We start from the raw sequence: 26,942 nt of genomic DNA, 5'->3' as shown, positions 1-26,942 counted from the left end.
CGTGACGCTCGTCGCCCGTAGGCTGGTCGCATGTCCACAGAGCACTCCGGCGAGCAGGGCCTCCGCGTCCTGCTCGCGAAGCCCCGTGGCTACTGCGCCGGTGTCGACCGCGCGGTCGTCGCCGTCGAGAAGGCGCTGGAGACCTACGGCGCACCGGTGTACGTCCGCAAGGAGATCGTCCACAACCGGCACGTCGTGAACACCCTCGCCGAGCGCGGCGCGGTGTTCGTCGAGGAGACCGACCAGGTGCCCGAGGGCGCCACCGTCGTGTTCTCCGCGCACGGGGTCTCCCCGGCGGTCCACGCCGAGGCGGCGTCCCGCGAGCTGCGCACCGTCGACGCCACCTGCCCGCTGGTCACGAAGGTGCACCAGGAGGCCAAGCGCTTCGCGCGCGACGACTACGACATCCTCCTGATCGGGCACGAGGGCCACGAGGAGGTCGAGGGCACCGCGGGGGAGGCCCCCGAGCACGTGCAGCTCGTCGACGGGCCGTCCGCGGTCGAGCACGTCACCGTGCGCGACCCCGAGAAGGTCATCTGGCTGTCCCAGACGACGCTGTCGGTCGACGAGACCCTCGAGACCGTCCGGGCGCTGCGGGAGCGCTTCCCGGCGCTGTCCGACCCGCCGTCCGACGACATCTGCTACGCGACGCAGAACCGCCAGGTCGCCGTCAAGCAGATGGCGCCCGAGTGCGACCTCGTGCTCGTCGTCGGCTCGCGCAACTCCTCGAACTCCGTGCGCCTGGTCGAGGTCGCGCTGCAGGCCGGTGCGAGCGACGCCCACCTCGTGGACCACGCCGGCGAGATCGACGAGGCGTGGCTTTCCGGCGTCCGCTCCGTCGGCGTCACCAGCGGCGCGTCGGTGCCCGAGATCCTCGTCGGCGACGTCCTGCACTGGCTCGCCGACCGCGGCTACGCCGACGTCGAGGAGATCACCACGGCCAACGAGAAGCTGACCTTCTCGCTGCCCCGCGAGCTCAAACGGGACATGGCGCCGCAGTCCGTGCGGTGACGGACCGTTGTCCCGTGGGCGCGGGGGCTCCACAGTGTCCCTGTGCTCGTGGCCCTGTCCCTGCTCACCGGGGGTGCACTGCTCACCCTGGTGCTCGGGGTGGTGGGCGGCGGTGACCCGGTGGTCGTCCTCCCGCTCGGGGTCGCGTTCGCGGTGCTGGCCACGCTCGGCTTCTGGTGGATCCGCCGCCGTGGACAGCGATGGTGGTCGGCGGCGTACGTGCTGGTCGGCCTGGTGCTCGCCTCGGTCGTCTTCGCGTTCGCACCCGGCGTGGGCGGGACGTTGTTCCTCGTCGTGCTGGTCAGCCAGTGCGTGCTGCTCCTGCCGCTGCCCGTCACGGTCGTCGTCATCGCGATGGTCCCGATGGTGCACACCGGGATGCCGTTCATGGACGGGCTGCGCGAGGGCTCGGCACGCTGGTCGCGGTGGTGTTCGCCGCCGTCGTCACCGAGCTCCTGCGCCGGGAGACGGCGATGCGCGCGGAGCTCACCGAGGCCCACTGGCAGCTGCGTGACCAGGCGGCACAGGCCGAGCGCCTCGCCGTCGCGCAGGAGCGCAACCGGGTCGCGCGCGACATCCACGACGGGCTCGGGCACTCGCTGACCGTCGTCGCGATGCAGCTCCAGGCGGCGCGGGCGCTGCTGTCGCGCGGCTCGCCCGACGGCGTCGACGGGATGTTGGTGAAGGCCCAGGACCAGTCGCGGGAGGCGCTCGCGGAGGTCCGGCGGTCGGTGGGGGCGCTGCGTGAGCCGCGGGTCGTCCCGCCCCTCGCGACCGCGCTGCAGGGGCTCGCCGAGGAGAGCTCCGCAGCCGGTCTGCCGACGCGGCTGACGGTGGTCGGCGACGAGCGGGGCGTCGCCGACGACGCGCGCGAGGCCCTGTTCCGGGCCGCGCAGGAGGGCCTGACGAACGTCCGCAAGCACGCCGGCGCGCACCACGCGGAGCTGGTGCTCGACTACGTCGCCGAGGCGGTGCGGGTGGAGGTGCGCGACGACGGACGCGGCGCCGGACCGCCCCGGGCGGAGTCCGACGGGGTGGGCCTGCTCGGGCTGGCCGAGCGGGCCGAGCACCTCGGCGGGCGCCTGTCGCTGGCGCCGGGGCCCGGGGGCGGCTGCACGCTGACCGTGGAGATCCCGGCGTGAGCGCGTCCCCCGTCCGCCTGCTGATCGTCGACGACCAGGCCCTGTTCCGCGAGGCGCTGGCGACGCTGCTCGGGGTGCACGACGAGATCGTGGTGGTCGGCGAGGCGGGCGACGGCGAGCAGGCCCTGCGCCGCGTCGCCGAGCTGGCGCCGGAGGTCGTCCTCATGGACCTGCGGATGCCGGTGCTCGACGGCGTCGCGGCGACGCGCCGGCTGCGCCTCGAGCACCCGGCGGTGCGCGTCATCGCGCTGACCACGTTCGACGACGACGAGGACGTGTTCGCCGCGCTGCGCGCGGGCGCCGTCGGTTACCTGCTGAAAGACGTCTCGTCGGCGCGGCTCGTCGAGGCCGTCGGCACCGCCGCGGCGGGCGGAGCGGTGCTCGAGCCCTCGGTGGCCGCGAAGGTGGTCGCCCGCGTCGCGCGGCTGCCCCCGGACGAGCCGGGCCCGCGGCCCCAGCCGCTCGTCGTGCCGCTCTCCGAGCGCGAGGCCGACGTGCTGCGGCTGCTCGCCGACGGGCGCAGCAACCGGGAGATCGCCGGGATGCTGTACCTCGCCGAGGGCACGGTGAAGAACCACGTGACGAACGTGCTCGGCAAGCTCGGAGCCCGCGACCGCACCCAGGCCGCCCTGCGCGCCCGCGCCCTCGACCTCCTGTAGGTCGTGACCCGGGGCCATGACCTTCGGCACGGGGCTCCGGCCCGCCGGCTCGCGATGCTCGTCCTCGTCGCCAGACCGTTGAGGAGGACCTGCCATGAGCGCCACCGTCACCACCACCACCGCCGGCCCGCGCCGGCGCCCCGTGCTCCGCTTCGCCGGCCACTATCTCGAGATGGTCGCCGCGATGATCGTCGGCATGGTGCTGCTCCCGCCCCTGGTGCCCGAGGCGTGGACGATCAGCCAGGCGGTCAACGCCCTGAGCATGGCCGCGGACATGACGATCGGCATGGCCATCTGGATGACGATCCGGCGCCACCGACCCCGGTTGATCGTCGAGATGTCGGCGGCGATGGTCGCGCCGTTCGTCGTCCTGCTCGTGCCCTACGGGCTCGGCGCGATCTCCGGCGAGGCCCTGATGATGGGCGGCCACGTCCTGATGTTCCTGACCATGCTCGGCGCGATGCTCCTGCGCCGCCGCGAGTACGCGCGCTGCTGAGTGTGCGCGGGGTCGGTGTGGATGCGGGGTCGGCGTGGATGCGGGGTCGGCGTGGATGCAGCGAACGCGCTGTTCGCTGCTTCTATGCGCGCGAAGTCCCCGTTGATCATCAGGGCGGGGCGGGGCGGGGCGGGGCGGGTCAGAGTCGGACGGAGATCAGGAGCGCGCCATCCACCCCGGTTCACCTCGCGGCGTCGATGAGGTGCTCGTGATGTCCGCGGCCTGGCCCGAGCCTGTGAGATCCGGACCTGGTGAGCAATCGTTCCGCTCAGCGGAGCGTTCGCTCACCAGACCGAGATCTTGCCGGTGACGAACGGGTCAGCGCGGGGTGTCGGGGCCGTCGACGCGACGGGGGACACGACGGACACCGGGGCCGAACTCGTCGTCCGGGTCGTCGGGGCGTGAGGGACGGCGCCGGCCGTCGCGGCTCTCGCGGGCCGGACGCGCCTCGACGGGCACGCGCTTGCCGCGGTCGCGCGGTTCCCGGTCGCGGTCGCGGTCGCGGGGGTCCCGGTCCCGGGGGTCGCGGTCGCGGGGGTCGCGGTCGCGGGGGTCCCGATCCCGCGGGTCACGGTCGCGGGGCTCCCGCGGTCGACGCTCCCGCGGGTCGCGGTCCCGGGCGTCGCGATCCCGGGCGTCGCGGTCCCGCGGGTCCCGGTCGCGGGGCTCGCGCGGCGGCCGATCGCGGGGCGGGCGGTCGCGTGGGTCGCGGTCGCGGTCGCGGGGGTCGCGGTCCCGGGGGTCGCGGGCGGGGCGGGCGTCGGGGTCGAGGTCGTCGTCGGCGCGCCGGTAGGGCTCGAGACGGGTGCGGACGAAGCCGAGCGCGAGGCTGACCGCGGTGGTGATCGCCAGGGTCGGGAAGGCGTTCACGAGCGGCCCGCCGATGGCGAGCAGCGCCGACGCGGTGCCCCGCGCGCGGGACAGACCCCCGGTCGCGGCGACCACGACGGGCACCCCCACCGCGAGCAGCAGCGGCGGCTGCACGAGCGGGACGAACAGCGAGTCGCGCCGTGCCCAGGCCGTCGCGAGGATGCACCCGCCGGCGAAACAGGCGGTGAACACGACCCCGAGCTCGCCCGAGGTCAGCATGTCGACGGCGATCCCGGCGCCCGTGAGCACGGCGGCCAGCGCGAGCGAGCCCCACCAGCGCAGACCCCGCAGTGACCGCACGACGGAGCGCTCCCCGGGGCCGACCGCCCCGGGGGACGCGGTGTCGTCCCGTGTACTGGTCACCCCTCAACGCTAGCGGGCGTTCGGTGACCGACCGTCATCCCGCCACGGGCGCCCGCAGAGGTCGTGACGTGGACCACCGGGTCGGACGACGGACGGGCCCCGTCAGTCGGTCTCCGCGGGGGCTCGCGGCCGGCGCTCGACCTGCTCGGGGCCCTCCAGTTCGGCGGTCGTCACCGACAGGTCGGCGAAGCGCCGGGCGCTGACCAGCACCCGGGACTCCAGCGAGCTGACCGTCTCGTTGAACGAGCGCACGCTCCCGTCGAGCGAGCGGCCCAGCCGCGCGAGGTGACCGGACATGGTCGCCAGCCGCCCGTGCAGCTCGCGGCCCAGCGCGTGGACCTCGGCGGCGTTGCGCGCCAGGGCCTCCTGCCGCCAGGCGTAGGCCACCGTGCGCAGCAGCGCCATGAGCGTCGTCGGGGTGGCGATGACGACGTCCACACCGAAGGCGTGCTCGAGCAGCGCCGGGTCGGCCTCGAGCGCCGCGGAGAGGAACACCTCGCCGGGCACGAACATGACGACGAACTCCGGCGACGGGTCGAAGCGGCGCCAGTAGGCCTTGGCGCCCAGCGCGTCGACGTGCGCGCGCACCTGCTTGGCGTGGGCCGCCACGCGCTCGCGCCGGGCGTCGTCGTCGCGGGCCTCGGTGGACTCGAGGTACGCGGTGAACGGGACCTTCGCGTCGACGACCACCTGCTTGCCCCCGGCGAGGTGCACCACCAGGTCGGGCCGCTGAGCGCCCTCGTCGTCCTGGCCGCGGGCGTGCGCCTGCCGCGTGAAGTCGCAGTGCTCGACCATGCCCGCGAGGTCGACCACCCGCTCGAGCTGGAGCTCGCCCCACCGTCCGCGCACGTGGGGGGAGCGCAGGGCCCCGGCCAGCGCCCGCGTCTCGCCCGCCACGCCCTGCGCGCCGGCGGCGACCGCGCCGACCTGCTCGCGCAGCGAGGCGAACGCCGTCTCGCGATCGCGCTCGGCGCCGGCCATCTGCCGCTCCATGCGCTGCAGCGTCGCGGCGACCGGCTCGAGCACGCGGTCCAGCGCCTCCGTCGACGCCGCGCGGACCGCGGGGCTCAGCGCGCGCTCGCGCTCGCCGGCCCCGCGACGCTCGGCGTCGAGCTCGGCGCGAGCGGCGGCCACCTCGGCCCCGGCGCGGCGCACCGCGTCCGAGACCGCCGCGTCGCGCCACGCCCGGGCCAGGCGCAGCGCCACCCACGCGCCGATCACCGCGCCGATCGCCAGCCCCAGCAGGAGCCCGACGAGCACCCCGTCCACCGTCATGGTCACGCAGGATGGATCACACCCCCGACAACGCCTCCGGAAGCCAGGACGCCTCCATCGCGAGCAGCCGGTCCTTGGTCTCGAGACCCCAGCGGTAGCCGCCGAGCCCGCCGCCGCGGCGCAGCACGCGGTGGCACGGCACGAAGAGTGTGGCCGCATTGCGCACGCACGCCCGTGCCGCGAGGCGGTGGCCGCGCGGGTGCCCGGCCGCCTCGGCGAGCTCGCCGTACGTCGTCGGGTGACCGGGCGGCACGAGGCGCATCCGGTCCCAGATCGCGGTCGTGGCCGGCCCGCTGATCTGGCGCACCGGTACCGCGGCCGCCGGCGCGGGGTCGCCGTCGTGGAAGGCGGTGACCGCCCGGGTGACGTCGCCGAGGTCGGTGCGGCGTGCGGGGTCGGTGGGCCGCAGCTCGGCGTGGACCGGTGCCAGGAGTGCGTCGACGTCGTCGGTCCAGCCCGACGCGAGGACGACGCCCTCGTCGTCGACGAGGGTGGTGAACGGGCCGAGCACGGTGGGCACGGTGGCGAGAGCGGGCACGGGAACCTCCGGGTGAGAACGGTCGTCACCCTGGTTGGACGCCGCCGGGGCCCTCACGGATCCCTCGCTGGCAGACTGGGATCCCGTGAGCTTGACCCTCGGCATCGTCGGCCTGCCCAACGTGGGCAAGTCGACGATGTTCAACGCCCTGACCCGCAACGACGTCCTCGCCGCGAACTACCCCTTCGCCACGATCGAGCCCAACGTCGGCGTCGTCCCCCTGCGCGACCCCCGCCTCGACCGTCTCGCGGAGATGTTCTCGTCGGAGAAGATCGTGCCGGCGACGGTGTCGTTCGTGGACATCGCCGGGATCGTCTCGGGGGCGAGCGAGGGCGCCGGGCTGGGCAACAGGTTCCTGGCCAACATCCGCGAGGCCGACGCGATCTGCCAGGTCGTGCGGGTGTTCGCCGACGACGACGTCGTGCACGTCGACGGGCGTGTCGACCCCGCGGCCGACATCGAGACGATCGCGACCGAGCTCGTCCTCGCCGACCTGCAGACGATCGACAAGGCCCTCCCGCGCCTCGAGAAGGAGGCGCGGGTCAAGAAGGAGACCAAGGCCGCCGTCGACGAGATCCAGCACGCGCAGTCCGTGCTGAACGAGGGCCGGACGCTCTTCTCGGCGGGGCTCGACTCGCCGCGGCTGCGCGAGCTGAACCTCATGACGGTCAAGCCGTTCCTCTACGTCTTCAACGCCGACGAGCCGGTGCTCACCGACGACGCGCGGCGCAAGGAGCTCGCCGAGCTCGTCGCCCCGGCCGAGACGGTGTTCCTCGACGCGAAGGTCGAGCAGGAGCTCCTCGAGCTCGACACGGAGTCGGCGCTGGAGCTGCTCGAGTCGATCGGCCAGCCGGAGCCGGGTCTCGACGCCCTGGCCCGCGCCGGGTTCCGCACCCTCGGCCTGCAGACGTACCTGACCGCGGGCCCCAAGGAGTCGCGCGCCTGGACGATCCGGATCGGCGCCACCGCGCCCGAGGCCGCCGGCGTGATCCACACCGACTTCCAGAAGGGCTTCATCAAGGCCGAGATCGTGTCCTACGACGACCTCGTCGTGGCCGGGTCGATGAACGCGGCCAAGACCGCGGGCAAGGTCCGCATGGAGGGCAAGGACTACGTCATGCACGACGGCGACGTCGTCGAGTTCCGCCACGGATCACCATCTCGCTCTTAGCGAGCAGCGTTCGCGCCTCGGTGGTCCAGCGCGGCGGCCGGAACCGCTCCGACCGGCGACGGTCGGCAGCACGAGCAGGAGCCCACGGTAGGCCGCGACGATCGAGCCACGCCGTCGCCCCGCTGATGCCGCCGATCTCGGCGACGTCGAGCAGCTCGGACGCCTGACCGGCGCGGCTGATGTGGTCCCACGCCTCGGGGCCGAGAGCGATCATGTCGTCGCCGCCCTGGTCCTCGGCGGCGATCTCCTCGTCGGTCTGCTCCCGCCGGAGCCCGGCGAAGCGGCGAAGGTCCATCCGCTCGGTGGTCGACCACGTGAGCTGGCGCCGGCCGTGGCTGGCCTGCTCCCACTCCCACAACAGCGAGACGTCGTCAGCGGCGTACGTCTCGACGGCGTCGCGGAGGATCGCGAACGGCGTCCGGCCGCCGGTGGACTCCTTGGCGTATGCGGCGGTGACCTCCCGCGCCGCCTTGGTGAAGTAGTCCCCGAGGCCCTCCGCGCCGACCCGGATGCGCCGGGCGTCGACACCGTGGACCGGCGTCGAGTCGAGCCCGCGACGGCGCAGCGCGCGGTCCCAACGCTGCCACCCACGGAAGGCGACGCGCTGGGCCTGGTCCTCGTCGATGTCATCGGACCACGCCAGCAGCGCGTGGACGTGCACGTGCCAACCGGATCGTCGGGAGTGGGTGATCTCGACGACGCGAGCCCAGCCGAGCATGCCGCGCTGGTCCGCGACCCACGCCTTGCCGGAGGTCACCGCGCCCCAGGCTGCGCTGACGGCGTCCCAGAGGGTCGCGAGACGCTGGCCCTGGTGGTGCCGCATCGTGTACGTCACGAGGTAGGCGCACCCGCCGGAGCGATGGACGGCCGCCATGACGTCGGCCAGCTCCTCCGCGCGACGAGAAGCGATCTTCGCGGCACAGCAGGGGCAGGCCCACACGCTCCCGCACGTGGACAGTCCCGCGTAGCCAGCCCCTCGCTGGGACGACACCCGCAGGGTCGGACCGCCCGTTCCCGTGATGGTCGTCCGACGGCACTGACGCAGACGCGAGAGGCTCGACACCGGCCGGGCCCGTTCCAGCAGCGACCACCGTTCGGCACGTCGCAGGCGGGCGCTCAGAGCCGCATCCACGCCCTCCCGACCACCGTCGTCAGCGTCCCGGGAAGAGGTAATTGCGTAGCCACCAAGAGCGGTGCCGGACGGGGCCGCGGCGGCGCCTTCGGCGCCGCGCGCGCGGCGCTGCGCTCCTGTCTTCGACCCGCGCCCGCCGCGCGCCGCCTCAGGACGAGCCGGGCAGGTCGGCGTGCCACCAGGTGAACCACGAGAACCCTCCGGGGGGCGCTCGCTCCGGAATGGGGGAGGAGCGGCGCGGTCTCCCCGCCCCGTCACGTCGGCCCCCGAGGGGTCGCGCGGAACGCCGGCCACGTCAAGCGCCCCGCTTGGTCATGAGGTCGTCCGACGGGCTCGGGGTGGCGCTTGACCCGGCCGACAACCCACGCGAGCGCAAGCGCGCCGACGCGACGGAACGGGGAGCCCTTGGAGCCGGGACGTGCGGCTGGTACCGCAGCAAGGACGCGAGCCGGTCGCGCTGCTCGCCGGTCAGCGGCGGGGCCGCATCGACCAGAGCGGCGATGACGTCGGCGTAGAGGTCAGCGACCGGCACGGGCTCAGGCACGGCCCACCGCCTCGGACACCCGGGCGCAGTACTCGCCGTACCCGCCGGAGAGCAGCGGAGCCCGGAAGCGGAGCAGCGACACACCGGGAGCGGTCAGGAGCCCCACGCCGGGCAGCGCCCCAAGGACGTCGGAGACGTCGACCGCAGCCGGGTGCAGCATCCGCACGGCCTCCGCGTCCGAGACCGAGAAGCTCACGCGCAGCCCGCACTGAGCCCGCGACAGGCCGTCGATCACCGCGGCGTCGGCACGCTGGACGATCAGCAGACAGCGGAAGCCGACCTTGTGGCCCTCGGCCAGGAGCCGTCCGACCAGCATCCGGATGCGAGTGCCGGTCTTGCGGTCCTGCATGTCGGCGACGCGGTAGAGCCCGGCGAGTTCCTCGAGCACGACGACGACGGCCGGAGTGTCCGCGTCGAGAGGCAGGACGTCGTGACCGGCCGGCATCACCGACAGCCGGCGGTCCATCTCGGCGCAGAGCCGGACGAGCAGGTCGAGATGCTCGCCCAGGTCCTCGGAGAGCCCTGAGACCTGCCACTCCGCATGCCGTGAGTCGGACCAGGGACGCCAGAGCAGGCCGGTCGGATCAATGCCAGCGACGAGGACGTCCGGAGTCCCGGCGATGGCCGAGAGCTGGCCATACGTCCACATGGACTTGCCGGACCGGGTCTGGCCCTGACACACCGCGTGGGGCCGGCGATGGACGGGCTCGACGACGGCCTGGCCGTGCTCGCTGTAGCCGACGAGGCCGGGCGGTGCCGACGGCACCAGCGTCACGACCTCGTCGAGCGGATCGGCGCTCAGCAGGTGCAGGCGGATGTACATCAGCCCCCGCGGCTCGACCACGAGGCGAGCCGCACCGAGGGCGGGAGCGAGGCGGGGCGCGACAGCGGTGACGTCCGCGGCGAGCTGCCCGGGGAGGAGGCGCACGGTCAGCACAGGCTCCGCGCCGGCTCCGACGTCGCAGAGGGTCGGGATGCTGACGGTCGTGCCTGACGGTGTGTCGACCGACTGTGAGAGCCCAGCGCCCTCGCACGCCGAGCGCCAGGCCGGCGCGAACCCGCTCAGCCGATCACGTGCGAGCCAGAGTTCCGAGCGTGCCTCACGGCGTCGCGAGAGCAGAGCCACGGCCGACCTCCGGAGCCGGTGGAGCCGGGCCCCGGCCGAGGGGAAGACGGCCGGGGCCCGTGGGTGGGGAAGGGCGTGTCAGGCGATGCCCGCGACGTCGAGGAGCGCAGCGAGGGCGGCGGCCCGGGTGCGGTAGTCCTCGCCGCGCCAACGGGCGGCGGTGTCGTCGACTTCGCGCCATGCGGCGCACCAGCGGCGGCCGCCGTGGGTGTGCCCGAGCCAGGGGCGCTCGTCGTACACCCAGCCGACCCAGCGGCTGTCGAGGTTGACCGTGTAGGCGACCGAGCTGCCCGACGCCATCGCTGGGCCGCCGGAACGCGTCAGCACGACACGGCGGGAGTCCATCGCCACCTCGACGCGTCGAGCGCCCCGCGGCCGCGGCGGGGAGGCGGTCATGCCGACTGCCCCTCGGGCTGCTTGTGCTCCGCGTGGCCGTTGCGCTTCCCAGGCTGGGCAGCGTCGCGAATCCCGGCGGCGGACCAGTACTGGGCGAGCTTGCCCGCACGGTCCACGCGGACGTTCACGGTGAGGTTGTCGACGGCAACCGGGCCGAACTGCGTCAGGACTGGCTGCTGGCGAGCGGGGACGCGGAGCTGGAGCACCTCGGGACGCTCGGTGCCCATCGGCATGACGTAGCAGGTCCAGATGGGCTCGCCGGTCTCGCTGTCGTGCTCCTGCCGGTCGGTGAGGACGCGGCGACCGTTCTGGTCCTCCCAGACCATGACGGGCTCGGGCTGTCCCGCCGAGACGAGGTTCAGCATCTCGGCGGCGATCGGAAGGGTGCGGATCATGATCGGCTGTTCTCCTCAGGCGCTTCAATCTGGTGTCAACCAGACTAGCACAACTGGTGTCAACCAGGCGATCCGTATGGCCCGGTGTGAACTGGTGGGCACCAGTCGGAGATAGCGTGGAGTGGTGAGTAGCAAGAACAAGCCGCTCGACCAGTGGGCATGGCAGGAGGTCGCTCAGACCCTGCGCGAGCGCATCCTCAGCGGTCAGTACGCCCCGGGCTCGCGTCTGCCCGGGCGCCGCCAGCTCGTCGACGAGCTCAAGTCCGCCGACCGCACCATCGCCGCGGCCATGCACGAGCTCCAGGTCGAAGGCCTCGTCTACCCGCTGCCCCGCTCAGGCTGGTACGTCCGCACCGTCCGGCCCATCCGACGCATGTCCCGGAACCGCCTCAGCAAGGCCGAGCGCGACGCCGGCCGCGGGACGTTCAGCTCCGACGCCTACGACACGCCAGCCGACACCCACGCCGAGACCGAACGCCACTGGTCCGAAACCGAGGTCTCCGTCGGCACAGCTACCGAGGAGGTCGCCGGCTTTCTCGGCGTCGAGCCCGGCCATCCCGTGCTGATCCGCGACCGCGTGCACTTCATGGACGGCGAGCCGGCCCAGCTGGCGACGAGCTACATCCCGGGCGAGGTCGCCGACGACGTGCCAGCCATCCAGGAGGTCAACACCGGGCCCGGCGGCATGTACCGACGGCTGGAAGAGGCCGGCTACACGATGACCAGCTACTCCGAGGTGGTCCGCATCGGGCGAGCCGCGGAGGACGAGGCGAGCCTGCTCCGCATCGGCTTCAAGGACAACGTGCTGCTGATCCGCCGCGTCGCCTACGCCACGAGTGAGGGGCGGCCCGAGCCGGCGCCTGTCGAGGTCAACTTCATCACGGCAGTCGGTGACCGTTGGGAGCTGCACTACGAGCTGCCGGCGACGTAGGCGAGGGAGCGGGGCCACCGTGTCGGCAAACAGGCAGGTTATCGGGTATTTCGACTCGGCTGAGGTCGATGGAGCATCGGTCCGCGTAATGCTCCATCGACGAATGGACGATTACGCTTTGGTGCGTCAGGTCGACCCATGTGACGCCGATCCGCCCCCTGTAGAAGTGTTCGAGGGCGACAAGCCGCCCGTGGTTATGCTTGCCCTGAGTCACACGTCCCACCACATGACCGCGGTAGGTGACGACGGCTACCTATTCCCTCAGCGAATCGTTCAGGTTCGAGAGGAGGGTGACACTGTCTATGCTCGCACGCTCGGGCATGGCGAGTACGACGACGGGCGTCGCGTCCATCCGATTCCTGGTGGGGACGTGACCTTCGAGGACGGCGCCGTGGTCATCGAGCTTGACGCCATCGACGACTTCGAGAGGCAAGATCGAGTCGGCCCGACTCCGCTCACGCCGGTGCTTTGGACTTGGCTTCGTTTCTGCGATCAAAGTCTCGAGGCTCGCGAGCGGTACGTCCTCGCCGCAGCCCGACGACACGATATTGCGCTCGATCTCCTCGCTCAAGTGCTGGACGACCTCGACGAACTCCACGACGCCGAGGGCGCGCCCGTGCGGAGACAATTGAGTTTCCGGTTGATCTCTCGAGTCGAGAGTCTCATGATCGCGCTTGGAAGGCTCGTGCACATGGTTCAATGGTGTGGACGAACCTTACCTAGTTCATCCAGTGCTCAGCGGGCCATCCCCACCTTGGTCGCGGCGAAGGCTGACGCTCTCAAAGAGATTCGCGACGCCTTCGAGCACATTGACGAGCGGGCGACTGGCCGTGCGCGTCGGCAGAGCCCCGCTGAAGCATTGACGATTTTCGATCACCCCAGGCTCCTGACGGAGGAGGCAGTGAGCTACGGTGGCCGTGTACTTACGCTTGGAGATGACGTTCCAAGACTGCTTTCTGAGTGCCGACAGTTCTTCAAGGACGTCGTCTCTGATTGATCGGGCTAAGTGTAAATTTCCGGGAAGTCGCGTGGGCCTACAGCAAACGAGTCACGCCAGGCGAACGTCCCGCGGAAGTACTCCTCGCATTTATTTTGGGACGCTCCGAGAAGTCGGAGAAGTGCAAGGCGAAGAATGACAGTCAAGTTCGCGCGAAGTCGGCCCGTAAGGATATGGTCGGCGAAGAGACTGTCATCGCTAGTGGGGTGCGCGAAGCTATTTCGTTTCCGCGCAACTGCGTTTTGCCATGACCCCGATGAGCCTATGTGGCTGTAGAGCCAGGTGCCGCAATACTCGATGAGACTTTGAACCTTCTCCGCATAAGTGACATCTTCGACCCGGCGCAGTCTTCGCTTGACCCATTCCTTGTGTGCGGGGGGCGCTGCTTCTATGAGCTCCCGCATAACGGCGGCCTCCTCAGGGCGGAGCGCATCGGTCTTACGCCGGAGTTCTACCTCGTAGAATCCTTCTACTGCTGTCGCGAGATCGAAAAACTGATTTTCAATGTACCCGGATGCGCCGTCAGATGAGAAGATTAGATCCAGCACCGGACCGAGTCGCGTCGAAAGCCGGAACCATTTGGGAATCAATCTATCAAAGGGCATCTCCTGAATATCGATTACTCGCCGATGACGGTCGTTGTCAACACTGGAGTTCTCAGTCTTCTCGCCGTAGCCGCGTACCGTTAGCGGTATCTCGTGATCTATGTGCTCATATCGATGATCACGATGGAAGACTGCGAAGCTGGTGACCAGTGACTCGCGGTCGGATGCCAACGAAACTAAATAGCGTAGAGGTCGGATAAGACCGTGTTCGATCTCCTCAATCGACAAGTCTCTGCCGAACTCTACATGGAGATTCGGGCGCCGACGCCAGTCAACGAGCCATAGTGTTCGGCGACCGACTATTCCGTCCCGCAGGGTGACCTTGCCACCCTCAGGTAGGTTCGCAACGTGGTCCGGAGCTCGCTGGAAGGCAACTGTCTCGGACTCCTCGTCGGTGTAATCCCAGTCGAACTCCGGTGAGTCAGCCAGAATTGCTAGGCCGTCAAGATCAAGCGATGCGGCGTGAAACTTTGCAGCATCCTCATCCTCGAAATGTGCGCCGATCACGGCGGTCGACGCGTGGACCTTCGTTTCGCTAACCGTGCGTCCAATTGTTCGCGTACCGCCAAGTGTGCAGCCGAGCAAGGTTATCTTTCGCCCCGCTGAATTTCCAAGAATGGGGGAAGAATCCCAGAAGAGCCTTTCGTAACCCGCGGGCAGAAGCGACCCAAAGACTCTAAGCCCGTCGACTTGGCTCGGTGTATAGCTTCCGCCTACCGGAGGGAGATCGAATGCTGGTGCCCACCACGTGCCCTCATACGATGTAGGGTGCTCGCTATCGCTCATTCCTTACGCCCCCCATGCAATTGAAATCGAGCTCGTATCGAACTTGTAACCTCGTTTGGCGGGCAACAGGGTAACTGAGACGAGAACTTCGAGGATGGCCCGCTGAACGCCGAGAGGGGCATCGTCAAAGGCGAGGGCCGGGTTGGAGGCGCCCATTACGGACATCAGCCCGGCATTGCCAAGGGCGCGACCGCGGGCGCTTTCTGCGGCGGCGAGTTGGGCGCGGAGTTTTTCTGTCTTGACGGCGTAGCGTCGACCGTCGATTAGGTCTGCGTCGTAGTCGGCTTCCACCTGTACGAGCCGGCCGCGAAGTTCGGCGACCTCCTGGGCGAGCTCGACCGCCTCGCCGTTGTCCGGCTCCGTCAACAGGTCCGAGACGTCCGGTCGGGAGAGGCGCTCCCTGATGACGCCCCGCACGAAGGCGTCGATGCTGGGCGCCATGCGCGTGATGTGGCCGCCCTCGGGACAGCGGTACCGGTTCCCGCTGTGGGAGCGCACCGTCTGTGCGCACACTCCACAGCGGTAGATGCTCGACCCGAGGTATCGGCGGTCGGTGCCCTTCCGGTTCGCGATCCGGCGCGGGTCGCTCAGAATCTCCTGCGCGGCGTCGAAGGTGGCGTCGTCGACGATGGCCTCCCAGTCGCCGCGCTTGCCCGTGGTGCGCCCGCGGTAGACGGCACGTCCCGCGTAGCGAGGGTTCACCAGGATCGTGCGCACCGTCGACGGGTTCCACACTCGGCCGTTGCGCGTCGGGGCCACGGATGGCAGCCAGGCGGCGATGCCCCGGAGGGAGTCGCCGGCGACGAAGCGCGCGAACACCTGCGCGACGACCTCGGCCTCGTCCGGCACGATCTCGCCGGCCACCGTGTAGCCCGTAAGCCGGACTCCCCGGGGTGCCCGGCCATGCTCGGCACGCTGCGCGGCGGCGGCCTTCTGGCGCGCGCTCTTGCGCTCGACCTCGGCGCGGGCGACCGACGCCTTGATCCGGGCGAACAACCGGCCGCCGTCGGTCGAGAGGTCCGCCTCGCCGTTCGCCGTCGTGAGGAGCAGCCCGCGCTGCTCAGCCGCGTCGATCCAGTCCTCGAGCTGGCGCGGCTGGCGGGTGAGCCGGTCGAGGTCCCAGCACACCAGCGCGGCGAACCGACCGGCCGCGTAGTCGGCGACCATGCGGTCATACGCGGGCCGCTTCACGCCTGCCTTCGACGCCGATACCGAGTTGTCGACGTACTCCTCGACGATCGCCCAGCCGCGCTCGGCCGCGATCCGTCGGCAGTCCTCCCGCTGGCGACTCACGGCGAGCTGCTCGCCCGTTGCGTCGAGGGACACGCGGAGGTAGAGCGCCGCACTCGTCACCGGTACAGTGTTGCACCACGTCGTAACTCGTTGGTGAGTTCGTCCACCATCAGGTCGGCGAGGGTGCTGGGCGGACGGTCCAAAGCGGTGCTACGCTCTTGGCATTACTCCCCGTCGTCCTCCGGGACTGGCGGGGATTTTTTTATGGCTTAAGCAGGAGGTCATGCGTGAAGACGTCGGCGTTGAGCAGCGGAAACGCTGCCGGTGGCCCCGACAGGGTCGTCGTGTTCATGGACTACCAGAACATGCATGGTTGGGCCCGTCGCCAGTTCCAGCCGGTCAACGCGCACCCGGCGGCCGGGCACGTCGACCCCCTTCGGCTCGCACGTCTTCTGGTCGGGCGCCGCAAGCGCCCCTCGTCCCTCAGCGGCGTTCGGGTCTACCGGGGGCGGCCGCTCCCTGTGCACCAGGCGAAGGCAGCAGCAGCGAACGATCGTCAGACAGCAGAGTGGGAGCGAAGCAACCTCGTCACAGTCGTGCGTCGGCCGCTGCTGTACCCGTGTGACTGGCCCACGACGCCGGCCTCGGAGAAGGGCATCGACGTGACGCTGGCGCTGGACCTCGTGACGATGGGGCTGGACGGGGGCTACGACGCTGCCATCCTGTTCAGCTCCGACACTGACCTCCTCCCCGCGATCGAGACTGTCGTGCAGCGCAAGTTGGGACACGTTGAGATCGCCTCCTGGACGGGCGCGAACCGCATACGGTTCGCTAGCTCACAGCTCCCGTGGTGTCACTACGTGAGCGAGGCTGAGTACAGGTCGATCGAGGACACGACCAACTACGCCAGCCCGTGACGACGATCTGATCGGCGCCGTTCAGCGACCGCCGTCTCGACATGGTCTTCGAGATTGTGATTGGGTGGAGTTCCGCTTCAACGTGTGATCGGCGCCTCTGCATCGCGGGTGATGCAGCGATGATGCCGGGGTGCGCACCACCGTCGATCTCCCCCCGGCCGTCCACCGGCGGGCCAAGGAGATCGCGGAGCGCCGCGGGTTGTCGCTGTCGGCCGTGATCGCGGAGCTGGCCGCACGCGGGTTGATCCAGCTCGACGAGCCCGCCGTGATCGCCACCGACGGGCGGTCGGGCTTCCCGGACGTCAGCGTCGGGCGCCGCATCACCTCGGACGACGTGGCGAGCGCGCTGGACGAGGAGTGACGACCTACCTCCTCGACGCGAACGTGCTCATCGCGCTCACCGTCGCCGAGCACGAGCACCACGATCGGGCGTCGACGTGGGCCGCCGGGATCCGGCGGTTCGCGGTCTGCCCCGTCGTCGAGGGAGCGCTCCTCAGGTTCCTGATCTGGGCCGGCGAGACGCCGTCGGTGGCGACGAGCGTGCTGCGTGGCGTGCACGCCCTCCCCGGATGTGAGTTCTGGTCCGACTCGCTGTCCTACGCGGACGCACGACTCGGTCACGTTCGGGGGCATCGCCAGGTGGCCGACGCCTACCTCGCGGGTCTCGCGGCCGAGGGCCGCGAGGCGACACTGGCCACCCTCGACGAGGGTCTGGCGCGGGAGCTGCCCGAGCTGACCACACTCGTGCCGCGGGCGGACGACATCCCACCACCGCGCCGTTGACGTCGGCGGCAGAGATCGGTGGAGTTCCGCATCGACGACCGAGTGACCAGGGGGCACGGTGAGCGGTACGAGGGTGTTGGTGGCCGGCGCGAGCATCGCGGGGCCGGCGCTGGCCCACGGGCTGCGCCGGCGGGGCGCCGAGGTGACCGTGGTGGAGCGCGCCCCCGGGCTGCGTCCGGGCGGGCAGGCGGTCGACGCCCGCGGGGTGGCCAAGGAGGTCATCCGACGCATGGGGCTGGACGCCGAGGTGCGCGCGGCGTGCACCCGGACCGTCGGGGCGTACTCCGTCGACGCGGACGGCACCGTCCTCGAGACCTACCGCGCGGACGACGACGAGGGCGACGGGTTCATCGCGGAGATCGAGATCCTGCGCGGGGACCTGTCCCGGGTGCTCTACGACGCGACCCGGGACGACGTCGAGTACGTCTTCGGCGACCGGATCGCCGAGCTGGCCCAGGACGCGGACGGCGTCGACGTGGTGTTCGCGGGCGGCGACCGGCGGCGCTACGACCTGGTGATCGGTGCCGACGGCCTGCACTCGAACCTGCGGGAGATGGTCTTCGGGCCCCGGGAGCGGTTCGTGCGCCACCTCGGGCACGTGCTCGCCTTCTACAGCGTGCCGAACGAGTTCGGGCTGGACCGCTGGCTGATCGAGTACCAGGAGGCCGGACGGTCGGCCGGTCTGCGGCCGATCCAGGACGCCACGCAGGGGATGGCGATGTTCTCGTTCCCGGCGGCCGACGTCGACGTCGACTTCCGCGACGTCGCGGCCCAGAAGCGCCTGCTGCGCGAGCGGATGGCGGGCTTCGGCTGGTGGACGTCCCGCATCCTCGAGCACGTGGACGACAGCCCGGACTTCTACCTCGACCAGGTCGCCCAGGTGCTGATGGACCGCTGGTCGAGCGGGCGGGTCGGGCTGCTCGGGGACGCGGCCTGCAGCTCGTCCCCGATGTCCGGGCAGGGCACGAGCATCGCCCTCGTGGGTGCCCACCTGCTGGCCGGCGACCTGGCCGCCGCGGACTGGGACCCCGAGACCGCGTTCGCCGCCCACGAGCGGCGGATGCGCCCGTTCGTCGAGGCCAACCAGGAGATCGGGCGGATGAACGCGGCCGGCCGCCTGCCCGGCGCGGCCCCCCCGAGCATGGACTTCGAGAGCGAGGCGTTCCGGGACCTGCTCGACCGCGCGATCAACGGGCCCGCGCTGCCCGACGACGCCCGGGAGCCGGACCCGGCGTCGCCGACCCGCACGTGAGGGGTGTTCCGGACCGTTGTTGGCGCATGATCGGCACCGTTAGGGTCCGGATCACCCGATCCTGAGGAGGACCGTCGATGCTCTTCCACCTCGACTTCCACGTCGACTACGGCGCGACGATGAGCCAGCAGGACCTCTTCGGTATCTGGACCCGCGAGGCGGAGGCGGCGCTCGGCGCCAAGCAGGCGGGGGTCGTCGTCGACCTCTGGAAGGCCGCCGGGGAGCGGCGGGTGATCGCCATCCTCGACGTCGACAGTCACGACACCCTCGACGAGATCTGCTTCACCCTCCCGATCATGATCGAGATGGGTCAGTTCGTGGACATCACGGTCACGGCGCTGCGCCGGTACGAGGACTTCGCCGCCACCGTCACCAAGCTGACCCAGAGCTGACGGCGGTCCGGGCGACGAACATCGTCAGCGGCGGCCAGCCCCCGTCGGGCCGGCGCCGCCCCTCCTGGCCGGGGAAGTCCGGGAGCTCGACGTCGTCGAACACGCCCCGGGCCGTGTCGAGCACGTCGACGCCGGCGAAGCCGGCGCTGGCCGCGTAGACGCCCCGCAGCAGGAGGATCACCGGCATCGACCACCCGCGCGGGACCAGCCGCATGTCGAAGACGAACAGCCGTCCGCCAGGGCGCAGTGCCGTCCGGACCGCGGCGAGAGCCCCGGGGACGTCGGGCATGGCGCTGATCGACGAGCAGGCGTACACGGCGTCGAACGCGCCGTGCTCGATCTCGGCACGGGTGGCGTCGGCGTGCCGGAGCTCGACGTTCTCCAGACCGTGCCCGCGCACAACCGCCTCCGCGCGGGCCAGCATCTTCGGGCTGTTGTCGATGCCGACCACCCGGCCCGCCGGGCCGACGGCCGCGCTCAGGGTCGGCAGTGCGGCTCCGCTGCCGCACCCGAGGTCGAGCACCGCGGCACCGGGTCCGAGCGCCAGGTGCGTCAGGGCGAGCTCGGCGACGCGGGTCGTCTGGCCGCCGGCCGACCCGTGGACGGGGCTGACGAGGTCCCACCAGCGGCGTCCCCGCCGCAGGCGTCGGTCGTGGAGCGTGTCGGGCACGGCGACCCCCTAGCGTGGCGATGCAGCTGCATCGTCACACGGCGGCACCCGCGATCGCAATACAGTTGCATCGTGTCAGGATGCGCGCGTGCCGAAGAAGGTCGACCCACAGGAGCGCCGGGCGGAGATCGCCCGGGCCCTGCATCGCGTCATCGCCGGTCGCGGACTCGACGAGGTGAGCCTGCGGCACGTCGCGGCGGAGGCCGGCGTCTCCGCCGGGCTGGTGCAGCACTGGTTCCGCACGAAGGACGAGATGCTGCGCTTCGCCCTCGAGGTGGTGGCCGAGCAGGGGCAGGCGCGGCTCGCCCGCCGCGGGGCGGAGATCGAGCACGGCACGCCGCGCCAGGCCGTGCGCGCCCTGCTGGTGGAGCTGCTGCCTCTCGACGAGGAGCGCCGCGTGGAGGCCCACGTCGCCCTCGCGTTCGGTGCCCGTGCGGCCGTCTCACCGGAGATCGCACGGTGGGTGCGCGAGGGGATGGACCAGATGCGCGCCTTCGTCGCCGACCGTCTACTGGCCGCCGGGCGGGTCGGTGCCCCGGAGGCCGCCGCCGTCGCCCTGACGGCGCTGGTCGACGGGCTCGCGGCACACGTCCTCACCGAGCAGTGCACGCCGGAAGCAGCCGAGGCGGCCTTCGACGACCACCTCGACACGGTGTTCGGCCCATGACGGTCCTCAGCCCGGTGACCCGAGCCTGACGACGTTGCCGCTCGGGTCCGTGAAGCGGAACTCCCGCAACCCCCACGGTTCCTCGCGAACCTCCGACACCGGGAGCCCGGCGTCGGCCAGCTCGGCGCGCCGGCGATCGGCGTCGTCGACGTGCAAGTAGCAGCCCGCGGCGTTCCCGGCGACGTCGAGATCCGAGACGAGGCCGAGGTGGACGACCTCGGCTCCGTCGTGGCGGACGAACGCGTAGCCGCCGCCGGCGTACTCGTCGACCGTCAGGTGCGGGACCCGCGACCAGAACGCCACGGCGTCCGCCATCTCGCGGACCGGCAGGATCGGGATCGCGACCAGGTGATGTCCCACGCGCCCATCATGGGCTCACCGCCAGCCGAGCTCCGGGGCGAGGTGGGTCAGGACGCTCTCGATCACGTGGGCGTTGTAGTCCACGCCGAGCTGGTTGGGCACGGTGAGCAGGAGCGTGTCCGCCGCGGCGATCGCCTCGTCCTCGGCGAGCTCGGCCACGAGCTTGTCCGGCTCGCCGGCGTAGGTCCGGCCGAACCGCGCGTCGCCGCCGTCGAGGTGGCCGACCTGGTCGGTCGAGTGCCGCTCGCGCCAGAACAGCTGGCGGTCGAGCTCGCTGACGATCGGGAAGATGCTGCGGCTGACCGACACGCGCGGCTCGCGCTCGTGCCCGGCGGCGGCCCACGCGTCGCGGAAGCGCTGGATCTGCTCGGCCTGCAGGCGGTGGAACGGCACCCCGGTGTCCTCGGTGAGCAGTGTCGAGCTCATGAGGTTCATCCCCTGCTCGGCGGTCCACTCGGCGGTGGCACGGCTGCCCGCGCCCCACCAGATGCGGTCCCGCAGCCCCTCCGAGTACGGCTCGAGGCGCAGCAGCCCGGGCGGGTTGGCGAACATCGGCCGCGGGTTGGGCTGGGCGAAGCCCTCGCCGGAGAGCACGTCGAGGAAGAGCTGCGTGTGGTGGCGGGCCATGTCCGCGTCGGTCTCGCCCTCGGTGGGCACGTGGCCGAAGTAGCGGTAGCCGTCGATGACCTGCTCGGGGGACCCGCGGCTGATGCCGAGCTGCAGCCGTCCACCGGAGATGAGGTCGGCGGCGCCCGCGTCCTCGGCCATGTACAGGGGGTTCTCGTAGCGCATGTCGATCACCCCGGTGCCCAGCTCGATCCGGCTGGTCCGGGCGGCGGCCGCGGACAGCAGCGGGAACGGGGACGCGAGCTGTCGGGCGAAGTGGTGCACGCGGAAGTACGCGCCGTCGGCGCCGGCCTCCTCGGCCGCCACGGCCAGCTCCACCGACTGCAGCAGGGCGTCCTGGGCGGACCGCACCATCGACTGCGGGGACGGCGACCAGTGCCCGAAGGAGAGGAACCCAATCTTCTTCACGTTTCAACCAACATCGCACCGCACCGAGGCATTCCGGACCACGCCTCGATCGGCGATGATCGCCAGCAATGCTCCGCCCGGCCGTCCTGGCGCTCGTCGGGCTGGTCCTGCTCGCCTGCTCCGGCCCGACCGCCCCGGGCACGGGACCGGACCCCGCCGCGGCGGGCGTCGCCCGGCTCACCGACGGGCGGGTGCCGCCGATCCTGACGTGGCGGCCCTGCCCCGACGCCCCCGAGCCCGGCGTCGAGTGCGCCGATCTCCCCGTGCCCCGCGACTACCGGGATCCGGCCTCGCCGACGCTGACCCTCGCCGTCACGCGGCTGCGCGCCACCGACCCGCAGCAGCGCCGCGGGGTACTGCTGACCAACCCCGGCGGGCCCGGCGCGGAGGCGCGGTACAACACGCTGGGCGTCGACGCCCTCACGGACCACGCGCTGCGCCGGAGCTACGACCTCGTCGGCCTCGACCCCCGTGGCGTCGGCGCGAGCACTCCCGCCGCGCGTTGCGGGCTGACCGACCCGTTGCTCCGGCTCGCGACCGGCGACCCCACCGCCCTCGACTTCGACGCCGACGCGGCCGCCGCCCGCGACATCGCCGCGACCTGCGCCCGCGCCGGCGCGGACCTGTGGCCGTTCCTCAGCACGGCCGACGCGATCCGCGACATGGACGTGCTGCGCTCCGCGCTCGGCGAGGAACGCCTGTCGTTCTACGGGACCTCGTACGGCACCTCGCTGGGGACCGCGTACTCGTCGGTGTTCTCCGACCACACCGACCGCGTCGTCCTCGACAGCGTGGACGACGACACCGTCGGCTGGCAGGAGCGCTTCCGCCTGTCCGACGCCGGGACCGACGCGAGCTTCACCGCGGTCGCCGCGACGATCGCGGCCGACCCGCGATGGGGTCTCGGCACCGCCGACGACGTGCGGGCCCGCTACCTCGACCTGCGGGCGCGGGCCGCGCGGGGCGAGGTCGTCCTCGCCGGGTCGCCCGTGGAGGTCCGCGGGCTGCGCCTCGTCCTCGAGGACGCGCTGCGCGGCGGCGGGGCGTACGTCGACGACCTGGCCGCCCTGCTCGCCGTCGACGCCCGGACGCCCGGCGCGCCCCGGGAGGACGACCTCGCCGCCCGGCTGGGCGTCGGCGCCTCGCCGCCCGACGCGGCGCGCCAGGCCCGGGTCGACCGGGCGGTCGCCGCGGGGCTCGGCGTGCAGTGCGCCGACCCGTCGTGGTCCCGCGACCCCGCCGACTACCGCCGCGCCTTCGAGGAGGACCGCGCGGCCCACCCGGTCAGCTCCGGGGCCCGCGCCACGATCCGCCCGTGCGCGTTCTGGCCTGCCGCGCCGCGCGACCCGCTCCCCACGCTCACCGACGCCGGCCACGACGGGCCGCCGCAGGCACTGATGCTGCAGAACCGTGCCGATCCGGCCACCCCGCTCGAGGGCGCCCGCCACGTCCGCGACGCCCTCGGCTCGCGCGCGGTCATGATCACCACCGGCGACGTCGGGCACGGGGTGCTCGGCCGGAACCGGTGCGCGACCGACGCCACCGTCGCGTGGCTGGTCGACGGCGAGCTGCCGGGGTCGGACACGACCTGCTGATCACCCGGCCTTGACACCGGTCGGCCGGAGGTCGAGCGTGCGCGGACGATCAGGCCCGGTCGACTCGAGGAGGAGCCCACCGTGGGGCAGCAGGACTTCGACGTGGTGTCCGACGGATGGTCGTACCTGGAGTGCCCCCGCTGGCACGAGGGCCGGCTGTGGGTCTCGGACTTCTACACCGAGCGGGTCGTCGCGATCGACCCCGACGGCGGCCACGAGGTGATGGCCGAGGTCCCCCAGCAGCCCTCGGGGCTCGGGTTCCTGCCCGACGGGCGGGCCCTGATCGTCTCGATGCGCGACCACCGGATCCTGCGCCGCGAGCACGACGGGTCGCTGGTCGAGCACGCCGACCTGTCGGGCCTGGTGAGCCACCACCTCAACGACATGCTGGTCGACACCAGCGGCGGCGCGTACGTCGGCAACTTCGGCTTCGACCTCATGAGCGGCGCCCCGATCGCCCGCACGACGCTGACGCACGTCGCCCCCGACGGCACCGCGCGCACCATCGCCGACGACCTGCTCTTCCCCAACGGCATGGTGCTCTTCGACCGTGTCCTGGTCGTCGCCGAGACCTTCGGCGCCCGGCTGACCGCGTTCGACGTCGCCGCCGACGGCGGCCTGGCCCGCCGGCGGGACTGGGCCCGCTTCTCGGCGCCGCCCATCACCGACGACGTCGGCGAGGCCCTCGGCGCGCTGGCGGTGGCCCCCGACGGCATCGGCGGCGACGCGGAGGGCGCGATCTGGGTGGCGGACGCCCTGCACCAGCGCGTCGTGCGCGTCGCCGAGGGCGGGACGATCCTCGAGGAGCGGGGCACGGGCAACCTCGGCGTCTACGCCTGCATGCTCGGTGGCGAGGACGGCCGGACGCTCTACGCGTGCGCGGCGCCGTCGTTCGCGGAGCACGAGCGGCGCCCGGTCCGGGAGGCGGTACTGCTCGCCGGCCGCGTCGACGTCCCGCACGCGGGACTGCCCTAGGTCAGGCCCTCCACCGGCAGGGACGCCAGCCGGCTGCCGCCCACCGTCCCGGGGTCGACGCGGCGCAGGTCGGTGGCGGGCACGGCGAGGCGGGCGTCGGGGAAGTCGGCGACCAGGACGTCGACGACGGCCGCGAGCTCGGCGCGGGCGAGGTGCGGACCCGCGCACACGTGCGGCCCGGCACCGAACGCGAGCCCGGCGCCGGGGCCCGCGGCCGGGTCGTCGGCCAGCCCGGCGACGTCGACGAGCACCGGCGTCCCCGGCGCGAGCACGACCCCGTCGAGCACCACCTCCTCGGCGGCGAAGCGCCAGAGCGTGAACGGCGCGGGCGGGTCGCGGCGCAGGACGTCGTCGACGAGCGCGCCGGCGTCGTCCGGCGGCCCGTCGGTGAGGACCCGCGCGACGAGGAAACCCAGCGCGGTGTCGGTGGTGAGCTGCCCGGCGAAGATCAGCGCGAACAGCAGGTAGTGCACCTCGTCGTCGGAGATCTCCGGCGGCAGGCGCTCGCGCAGCTCGCGGGCGAGCCCGTCGTGGGCCATCGCCGCCGCGCCCAGGCGGGCGAACGCCGCCATCGCCGCGGCGCCCTCGGTCGCGTCGCCGAACATCTGCCGGCACGCGGTCACCGCGTCGTCGAGCATCGCCCGCGGGACCCCGAGCAGGTCGCCGACCACGGTGAGCGGGTAGCGGGTGGTGAAGTCCGTGAGCAGGTCGACGGGGCCGGGTCCGGCGGCACGGAGCATCGCCCGGGCGGTCTCGCGCATGGCCGGCGCGAGGGCCCGCATCCGCCGCGGCGAGAGCATCGGCGCGTGGGCGCGGCGCAGGGCGGCGTGGGTCGCGCCCTCGGCCGTGGTCAAGGACAGCGCCTGCGCCGCGGCCGGCTCGAGGCCCGCCGCGTGCGGGTCCCAGTGCGACGGGGCGAGCGCGGTGTCCTTGACGATCCGCGGGTCGCCGAGCACCGCGCGGGCCAGCGCCGCGGTGGTCACCACCGCCACCGGCCCGCCCGCGGGCGCCTCGACGACCGCCACCGGACCGGCGGCCCGCAGCGCCTCCCGGCCCGGGTAGGGCTCCTCCGGGCGGCGGGTCCCGGCGACGAAGGGGCAGGCGCCGTGCGACGATTGCTGCGTCATGCAGATACTGTGACACACAATTGCTGCACCGTGCAGAGAACGGAGGTCCGGTGTCCCCGGAGGACGTGGTCGCCGCCCTGGCGGCGTGGAGCGTGCGGCTCGTGCAGTTCAACGGGCTCGTGGCGGGGCACCTCGGTGTCGGCGCCACCGAGCTCCAGTGCCTCTACGAGCTCACCCGCCACGGTCCGGCGACGCCGGGGGTCCTGGCGGGGCGCCTCAACCTCACCACCGGGTCCGCGTCGCGGGTGGTCGAGCGTCTGCACGCCGCCGGGCACGTGCGCCGCGTGGCCGATCCCGCCGACCGCCGCCGCGTGCTCGTCGAGCCCGAGCCGGCGTCGATCGCGCGGATCGGGGCGTTCTACGAGCCCCTCAACGCCAGGCTGGCCGCGCTGCTGACCGGAGCCGACGCGCCGGTGCTCGCCCAGATGGGCGCGTTCCTCGCGGCCGCCGAGGACGAGACCGACGACGTGATCAGGAACGGGTGAGCGGCGCGTCGGCGGGCAGTGTCGCCGGCAGGCCGACCCGGGCGAGGTGCTCGGGCCCGATGAAGGCGGTGACCTCGGCGATCCGGCCGTCGGGGGCGAGCGCGAGCACGTCGAGCACCTGGCCGCGCCAGATCCCGTCCCCGTCGTCCCACGTGTAGCAGCCGACCGCGAGCTGACCGTTGGCCCGCGCCGGGACGTGGCGCCACGCCACGGTGAACGGCGCGGCGCGCAGGAACGCGGTGACCGCCGCGGTGCCCCGGAACCATGCCGCGTTCGGCGGCATCGACCACGTGACGTCCGCGGTGAGCAGCCCGACCAGCGCGTCGGCGTCGCCCGCCTCGAGCGCCGCGGCGTAGCGCGCGACGGTGGCCGCCAGCTCGGCGTCGGGCAGGCCGCGCAGGGTGCGCTGCTGGCTCGGGCCCGGCACCTTCTCCGCGACCGTCGCCCGGGCCCGCTGCACCGCGCTGTTCACCGACGCGACCGACGTCGCCATCATCGCCGCGACCTCGGCGGCCGAGAACCCGAGGACCTCCATGAGCAGCAGGGCGGCGCGCTGGTTGCCCGGCAGGTGCTGCAGCGCGGCGACGAACGCGAGCTCGACGGACTCCCGCTGGGCGACCGTGGCGTCCGGGTCGTCGGGGTACGGGCCCAGCCAGGCGATCTCGGTGCGCGGAGGGTCGTCGCCCGGGGCCTCGCTGGACGGGCCGAGGTCCATCGGCAGCGCGCGCCGGCCGCGCCGGGAGATGGCGTCGAGGCTCGCGTTGGTCGCCACGGTGTAGAGCCACGACCGCAGCGCCGAGCGGCCCTCGAACCGCCCGATCGCCCGCCACGCGCGCACCAGGGCGTCCTGCAGCGCGTCGTCGGCGTCGTGCACCGAGCCGAGCATCCGGTAGCAGTGGGCGTGCAGCTCGCCGCGCAGCGGCGCGACCAGCCGGTCGAAGGCCGCGTCGTCGCCCGCGCGCGCCCGGTCGAGGTCGTCCCCGGGCGCGGCGGTGAGGCTCTCGCTCATGGACG

30 protein-coding genes are annotated in these 26,942 nt (G+C 72.3%); 16 read left to right on the top strand and 14 right to left on the bottom strand.

Going from position 1 to position 26,942, the window contains the following annotated elements; translation table 11 throughout:
• Positions 1-30 precede the first annotated feature (30 nt).
• From ACR9E3_RS13195 to ACR9E3_RS13180, 4 genes are all read left to right on the top strand, one after another.
• A complete protein-coding gene (locus ACR9E3_RS13195) occupies positions 31-1,011 on the top strand; it encodes a 4-hydroxy-3-methylbut-2-enyl diphosphate reductase (RefSeq protein ID WP_460380722.1) in 981 nt (326 codons plus the stop codon).
• A gap of 425 nt (positions 1,012-1,436) precedes the next feature.
• The gene (locus ACR9E3_RS13190) at positions 1,437-2,153 is read left to right on the top strand and encodes a sensor histidine kinase (RefSeq protein ID WP_460380721.1); all 717 of its coding nucleotides are present in this window, start codon (positions 1,437-1,439) and stop codon (positions 2,151-2,153) included.
• A complete protein-coding gene (locus tag ACR9E3_RS13185) occupies positions 2,150-2,812 on the top strand; it encodes a response regulator (RefSeq protein ID WP_460380720.1) in 663 nt (220 codons plus the stop codon). Before ACR9E3_RS13190 ends, ACR9E3_RS13185 begins: the two co-directional genes overlap by 4 nt.
• A gap of 94 nt (positions 2,813-2,906) precedes the next feature.
• Positions 2,907-3,308, top strand: a complete 402-nt coding sequence (locus ACR9E3_RS13180) for a hypothetical protein (protein WP_460380719.1) — start codon at positions 2,907-2,909, stop codon at positions 3,306-3,308.
• 318 nt (positions 3,309-3,626) lie between these two features.
• On the opposite strand, the gene ACR9E3_RS13175 is transcribed toward ACR9E3_RS13180, so the two are convergent.
• The 3 genes from ACR9E3_RS13175 to ACR9E3_RS13165 all read right to left on the bottom strand — a co-directional run bounded on the left by ACR9E3_RS13175 (position 3,627) and on the right by ACR9E3_RS13165 (position 6,354).
• Positions 3,627-4,541 (bottom strand): DUF6542 domain-containing protein, encoded by a 915-nt coding sequence (locus ACR9E3_RS13175; protein ID WP_460380718.1) that lies wholly within the window; start codon positions 4,539-4,541, stop codon positions 3,627-3,629.
• Positions 4,542-4,643: 102 nt separating this feature from the next.
• A complete protein-coding gene (locus ACR9E3_RS13170) occupies positions 4,644-5,816 on the bottom strand; it encodes a DNA recombination protein RmuC (protein WP_460380717.1) in 1,173 nt (390 codons plus the stop codon).
• Between the two features lie 16 nt (positions 5,817-5,832).
• A complete protein-coding gene (locus ACR9E3_RS13165; protein ID WP_460380716.1) occupies positions 5,833-6,354 on the bottom strand; it encodes a methylated-DNA--[protein]-cysteine S-methyltransferase in 522 nt (173 codons plus the stop codon).
• Positions 6,355-6,439: 85 nt separating this feature from the next.
• Between ACR9E3_RS13165 and ychF the strand changes: the two genes are divergently transcribed.
• The gene (gene ychF / locus ACR9E3_RS13160) at positions 6,440-7,525 is read left to right on the top strand and encodes a redox-regulated ATPase YchF (protein ID WP_460380715.1); all 1,086 of its coding nucleotides are present in this window, start codon (positions 6,440-6,442) and stop codon (positions 7,523-7,525) included.
• On the opposite strand, the gene ACR9E3_RS13155 is transcribed toward ychF, so the two are convergent.
• From ACR9E3_RS13155 to ACR9E3_RS13140, 4 genes are all read right to left on the bottom strand, one after another.
• On the bottom strand, positions 7,470-8,465 hold the full coding sequence (locus ACR9E3_RS13155) for a protein rep (RefSeq protein WP_460380714.1): 996 nt from the start codon (positions 8,463-8,465) through the stop codon (positions 7,470-7,472). The genes ychF and ACR9E3_RS13155 overlap by 56 nt on opposite strands.
• 728 nt (positions 8,466-9,193) lie before the next feature.
• On the bottom strand, positions 9,194-10,129 hold the full coding sequence (locus ACR9E3_RS13150; RefSeq protein ID WP_460380713.1) for a hypothetical protein: 936 nt from the start codon (positions 10,127-10,129) through the stop codon (positions 9,194-9,196).
• A gap of 276 nt (positions 10,130-10,405) precedes the next feature.
• The gene (locus ACR9E3_RS13145; RefSeq protein ID WP_460380712.1) at positions 10,406-10,672 is read right to left on the bottom strand and encodes a hypothetical protein; all 267 of its coding nucleotides are present in this window, start codon (positions 10,670-10,672) and stop codon (positions 10,406-10,408) included.
• A 47-nt stretch (positions 10,673-10,719) separates the two neighbouring features.
• Positions 10,720-11,118, bottom strand: a complete 399-nt coding sequence (locus ACR9E3_RS13140; RefSeq protein ID WP_460380711.1) for a hypothetical protein — start codon at positions 11,116-11,118, stop codon at positions 10,720-10,722.
• Positions 11,119-11,242: 124 nt separating this feature from the next.
• On the opposite strand from ACR9E3_RS13140, the gene ACR9E3_RS13135 reads away from it, so the two are divergent.
• Both ACR9E3_RS13135 and ACR9E3_RS13130 read left to right on the top strand, forming a co-directional pair.
• Positions 11,243-12,049 (top strand): GntR family transcriptional regulator, encoded by an 807-nt coding sequence (locus ACR9E3_RS13135; protein WP_460380710.1) that lies wholly within the window; start codon positions 11,243-11,245, stop codon positions 12,047-12,049.
• Between the two features lie 166 nt (positions 12,050-12,215).
• Positions 12,216-13,046 (top strand): hypothetical protein, encoded by an 831-nt coding sequence (locus ACR9E3_RS13130; RefSeq protein WP_460380709.1) that lies wholly within the window; start codon positions 12,216-12,218, stop codon positions 13,044-13,046.
• A gap of 5 nt (positions 13,047-13,051) precedes the next feature.
• Here the strand turns inward: ACR9E3_RS13130 and ACR9E3_RS13125 are convergent, their stop codons facing one another.
• Together ACR9E3_RS13125 and ACR9E3_RS13120 are read right to left on the bottom strand one after the other, a co-directional pair.
• Positions 13,052-14,437, bottom strand: coding sequence for an ApeA N-terminal domain 1-containing protein (locus ACR9E3_RS13125; protein ID WP_460380708.1), 1,386 nt, complete (start codon positions 14,435-14,437; stop codon positions 13,052-13,054).
• A gap of 3 nt (positions 14,438-14,440) precedes the next feature.
• The gene (locus ACR9E3_RS13120) at positions 14,441-15,790 is read right to left on the bottom strand and encodes a recombinase family protein (protein WP_460380707.1); all 1,350 of its coding nucleotides are present in this window, start codon (positions 15,788-15,790) and stop codon (positions 14,441-14,443) included.
• A gap of 167 nt (positions 15,791-15,957) precedes the next feature.
• Between ACR9E3_RS13120 and ACR9E3_RS13115 the strand changes: the two genes are divergently transcribed.
• The 5 genes from ACR9E3_RS13115 (at position 15,958) to ACR9E3_RS13095 (ending at position 19,014) form a co-directional block, all read left to right on the top strand.
• Positions 15,958-16,587, top strand: coding sequence for an NYN domain-containing protein (locus ACR9E3_RS13115; protein WP_460380706.1), 630 nt, complete (start codon positions 15,958-15,960; stop codon positions 16,585-16,587).
• Between the two features lie 130 nt (positions 16,588-16,717).
• The gene (locus ACR9E3_RS13110; RefSeq protein WP_460380704.1) at positions 16,718-16,948 is read left to right on the top strand and encodes an antitoxin; all 231 of its coding nucleotides are present in this window, start codon (positions 16,718-16,720) and stop codon (positions 16,946-16,948) included.
• Positions 16,945-17,370, top strand: coding sequence for a TA system VapC family ribonuclease toxin (locus tag ACR9E3_RS13105; RefSeq protein ID WP_460380703.1), 426 nt, complete (start codon positions 16,945-16,947; stop codon positions 17,368-17,370). The genes ACR9E3_RS13110 and ACR9E3_RS13105 overlap by 4 nt, the downstream gene beginning before the upstream one ends.
• A 73-nt stretch (positions 17,371-17,443) precedes the next feature.
• Entirely contained in the window at positions 17,444-18,622 is a 1,179-nt protein-coding gene (locus ACR9E3_RS13100) for an FAD-dependent monooxygenase (RefSeq protein ID WP_460380743.1), read from the top strand.
• A 77-nt stretch (positions 18,623-18,699) separates the two neighbouring features.
• Entirely contained in the window at positions 18,700-19,014 is a 315-nt protein-coding gene (locus ACR9E3_RS13095; protein ID WP_460380702.1) for a muconolactone Delta-isomerase, read from the top strand.
• Here ACR9E3_RS13095 and ACR9E3_RS13090 read toward each other — a convergent pair.
• Entirely contained in the window at positions 18,992-19,684 is a 693-nt protein-coding gene (locus tag ACR9E3_RS13090) for a class I SAM-dependent methyltransferase (protein ID WP_460380701.1), read from the bottom strand. The genes ACR9E3_RS13095 and ACR9E3_RS13090 overlap by 23 nt on opposite strands.
• Positions 19,685-19,772: 88 nt before the next feature.
• Between ACR9E3_RS13090 and ACR9E3_RS13085 the strand changes: the two genes are divergently transcribed.
• Entirely contained in the window at positions 19,773-20,351 is a 579-nt protein-coding gene (locus tag ACR9E3_RS13085; protein ID WP_460380700.1) for a TetR/AcrR family transcriptional regulator, read from the top strand.
• Positions 20,352-20,357: 6 nt separating this feature from the next.
• Here the strand turns inward: ACR9E3_RS13085 and ACR9E3_RS13080 are convergent, their stop codons facing one another.
• Positions 20,358-20,711 (bottom strand): VOC family protein, encoded by a 354-nt coding sequence (locus tag ACR9E3_RS13080; RefSeq protein ID WP_460380699.1) that lies wholly within the window; start codon positions 20,709-20,711, stop codon positions 20,358-20,360.
• Between the two features lie 15 nt (positions 20,712-20,726).
• On the bottom strand, positions 20,727-21,746 hold the full coding sequence (locus tag ACR9E3_RS13075) for an LLM class flavin-dependent oxidoreductase (RefSeq protein ID WP_460380698.1): 1,020 nt from the start codon (positions 21,744-21,746) through the stop codon (positions 20,727-20,729).
• A 68-nt stretch (positions 21,747-21,814) separates the two neighbouring features.
• Here ACR9E3_RS13075 and ACR9E3_RS13070 point away from each other — a divergent pair, with 68 nt between their 5' ends.
• The gene (locus ACR9E3_RS13070) at positions 21,815-23,341 is read left to right on the top strand and encodes an alpha/beta hydrolase (RefSeq protein ID WP_460380696.1); all 1,527 of its coding nucleotides are present in this window, start codon (positions 21,815-21,817) and stop codon (positions 23,339-23,341) included.
• A gap of 81 nt (positions 23,342-23,422) precedes the next feature.
• The gene (locus ACR9E3_RS13065) at positions 23,423-24,316 is read left to right on the top strand and encodes an SMP-30/gluconolactonase/LRE family protein (RefSeq protein ID WP_460380695.1); all 894 of its coding nucleotides are present in this window, start codon (positions 23,423-23,425) and stop codon (positions 24,314-24,316) included.
• On the opposite strand, the gene ACR9E3_RS13060 is transcribed toward ACR9E3_RS13065, so the two are convergent.
• Positions 24,313-25,443, bottom strand: a complete 1,131-nt coding sequence (locus ACR9E3_RS13060) for a cytochrome P450 family protein (RefSeq protein WP_460380694.1) — start codon at positions 25,441-25,443, stop codon at positions 24,313-24,315. The genes ACR9E3_RS13065 and ACR9E3_RS13060 overlap by 4 nt on opposite strands.
• A 50-nt stretch (positions 25,444-25,493) precedes the next feature.
• On the opposite strand from ACR9E3_RS13060, the gene ACR9E3_RS13055 reads away from it, so the two are divergent.
• On the top strand, positions 25,494-25,928 hold the full coding sequence (locus ACR9E3_RS13055) for a MarR family winged helix-turn-helix transcriptional regulator (protein WP_460380693.1): 435 nt from the start codon (positions 25,494-25,496) through the stop codon (positions 25,926-25,928).
• Here ACR9E3_RS13055 and ACR9E3_RS13050 read toward each other — a convergent pair.
• Entirely contained in the window at positions 25,915-26,937 is a 1,023-nt protein-coding gene (locus ACR9E3_RS13050; protein WP_460380692.1) for a sigma-70 family RNA polymerase sigma factor, read from the bottom strand. The genes ACR9E3_RS13055 and ACR9E3_RS13050 overlap by 14 nt on opposite strands.
• Positions 26,938-26,942: the final 5 nt, after the last annotated feature.

The organism is Actinomycetospora sp. C-140, assembly GCF_054796175.1.
Note: the sequence above shows the minus strand (reverse complement) of the source record. Positions and strands in the feature narration are given on the sequence as shown.

Bases quoted from the DNA above. Each gene is read 5' to 3' on its own strand.
- ACR9E3_RS13070 (WP_460380696.1), top strand. From the start codon at position 21,815: ATGCTCCGCCCGGCCGTCCTGGCGCTCGTCGGGCTGGTCCTGCTCGCC.
- ACR9E3_RS13125 (WP_460380708.1), bottom strand. From the start codon at position 14,437: ATGAGCGATAGCGAGCACCCTACATCGTATGAGGGCACGTGGTGGGCA.
- ACR9E3_RS13145 (WP_460380712.1), bottom strand. From the start codon at position 10,672: ATGGACTCCCGCCGTGTCGTGCTGACGCGTTCCGGCGGCCCAGCGATG.
- ACR9E3_RS13180 (WP_460380719.1), top strand. From the start codon at position 2,907: ATGAGCGCCACCGTCACCACCACCACCGCCGGCCCGCGCCGGCGCCCC.
- ACR9E3_RS13050 (WP_460380692.1), bottom strand. From the start codon at position 26,937: ATGAGCGAGAGCCTCACCGCCGCGCCCGGGGACGACCTCGACCGGGCG.
- ACR9E3_RS13140 (WP_460380711.1), bottom strand. From the start codon at position 11,118: ATGATCCGCACCCTTCCGATCGCCGCCGAGATGCTGAACCTCGTCTCG.
- ACR9E3_RS13095 (WP_460380702.1), top strand. From the start codon at position 18,700: ATGCTCTTCCACCTCGACTTCCACGTCGACTACGGCGCGACGATGAGC.
- ACR9E3_RS13195 (WP_460380722.1), top strand. From the start codon at position 31: ATGTCCACAGAGCACTCCGGCGAGCAGGGCCTCCGCGTCCTGCTCGCG.
- ACR9E3_RS13170 (WP_460380717.1), bottom strand. From the start codon at position 5,816: ATGACGGTGGACGGGGTGCTCGTCGGGCTCCTGCTGGGGCTGGCGATC.
- ACR9E3_RS13060 (WP_460380694.1), bottom strand. From the start codon at position 25,443: ATGACGCAGCAATCGTCGCACGGCGCCTGCCCCTTCGTCGCCGGGACC.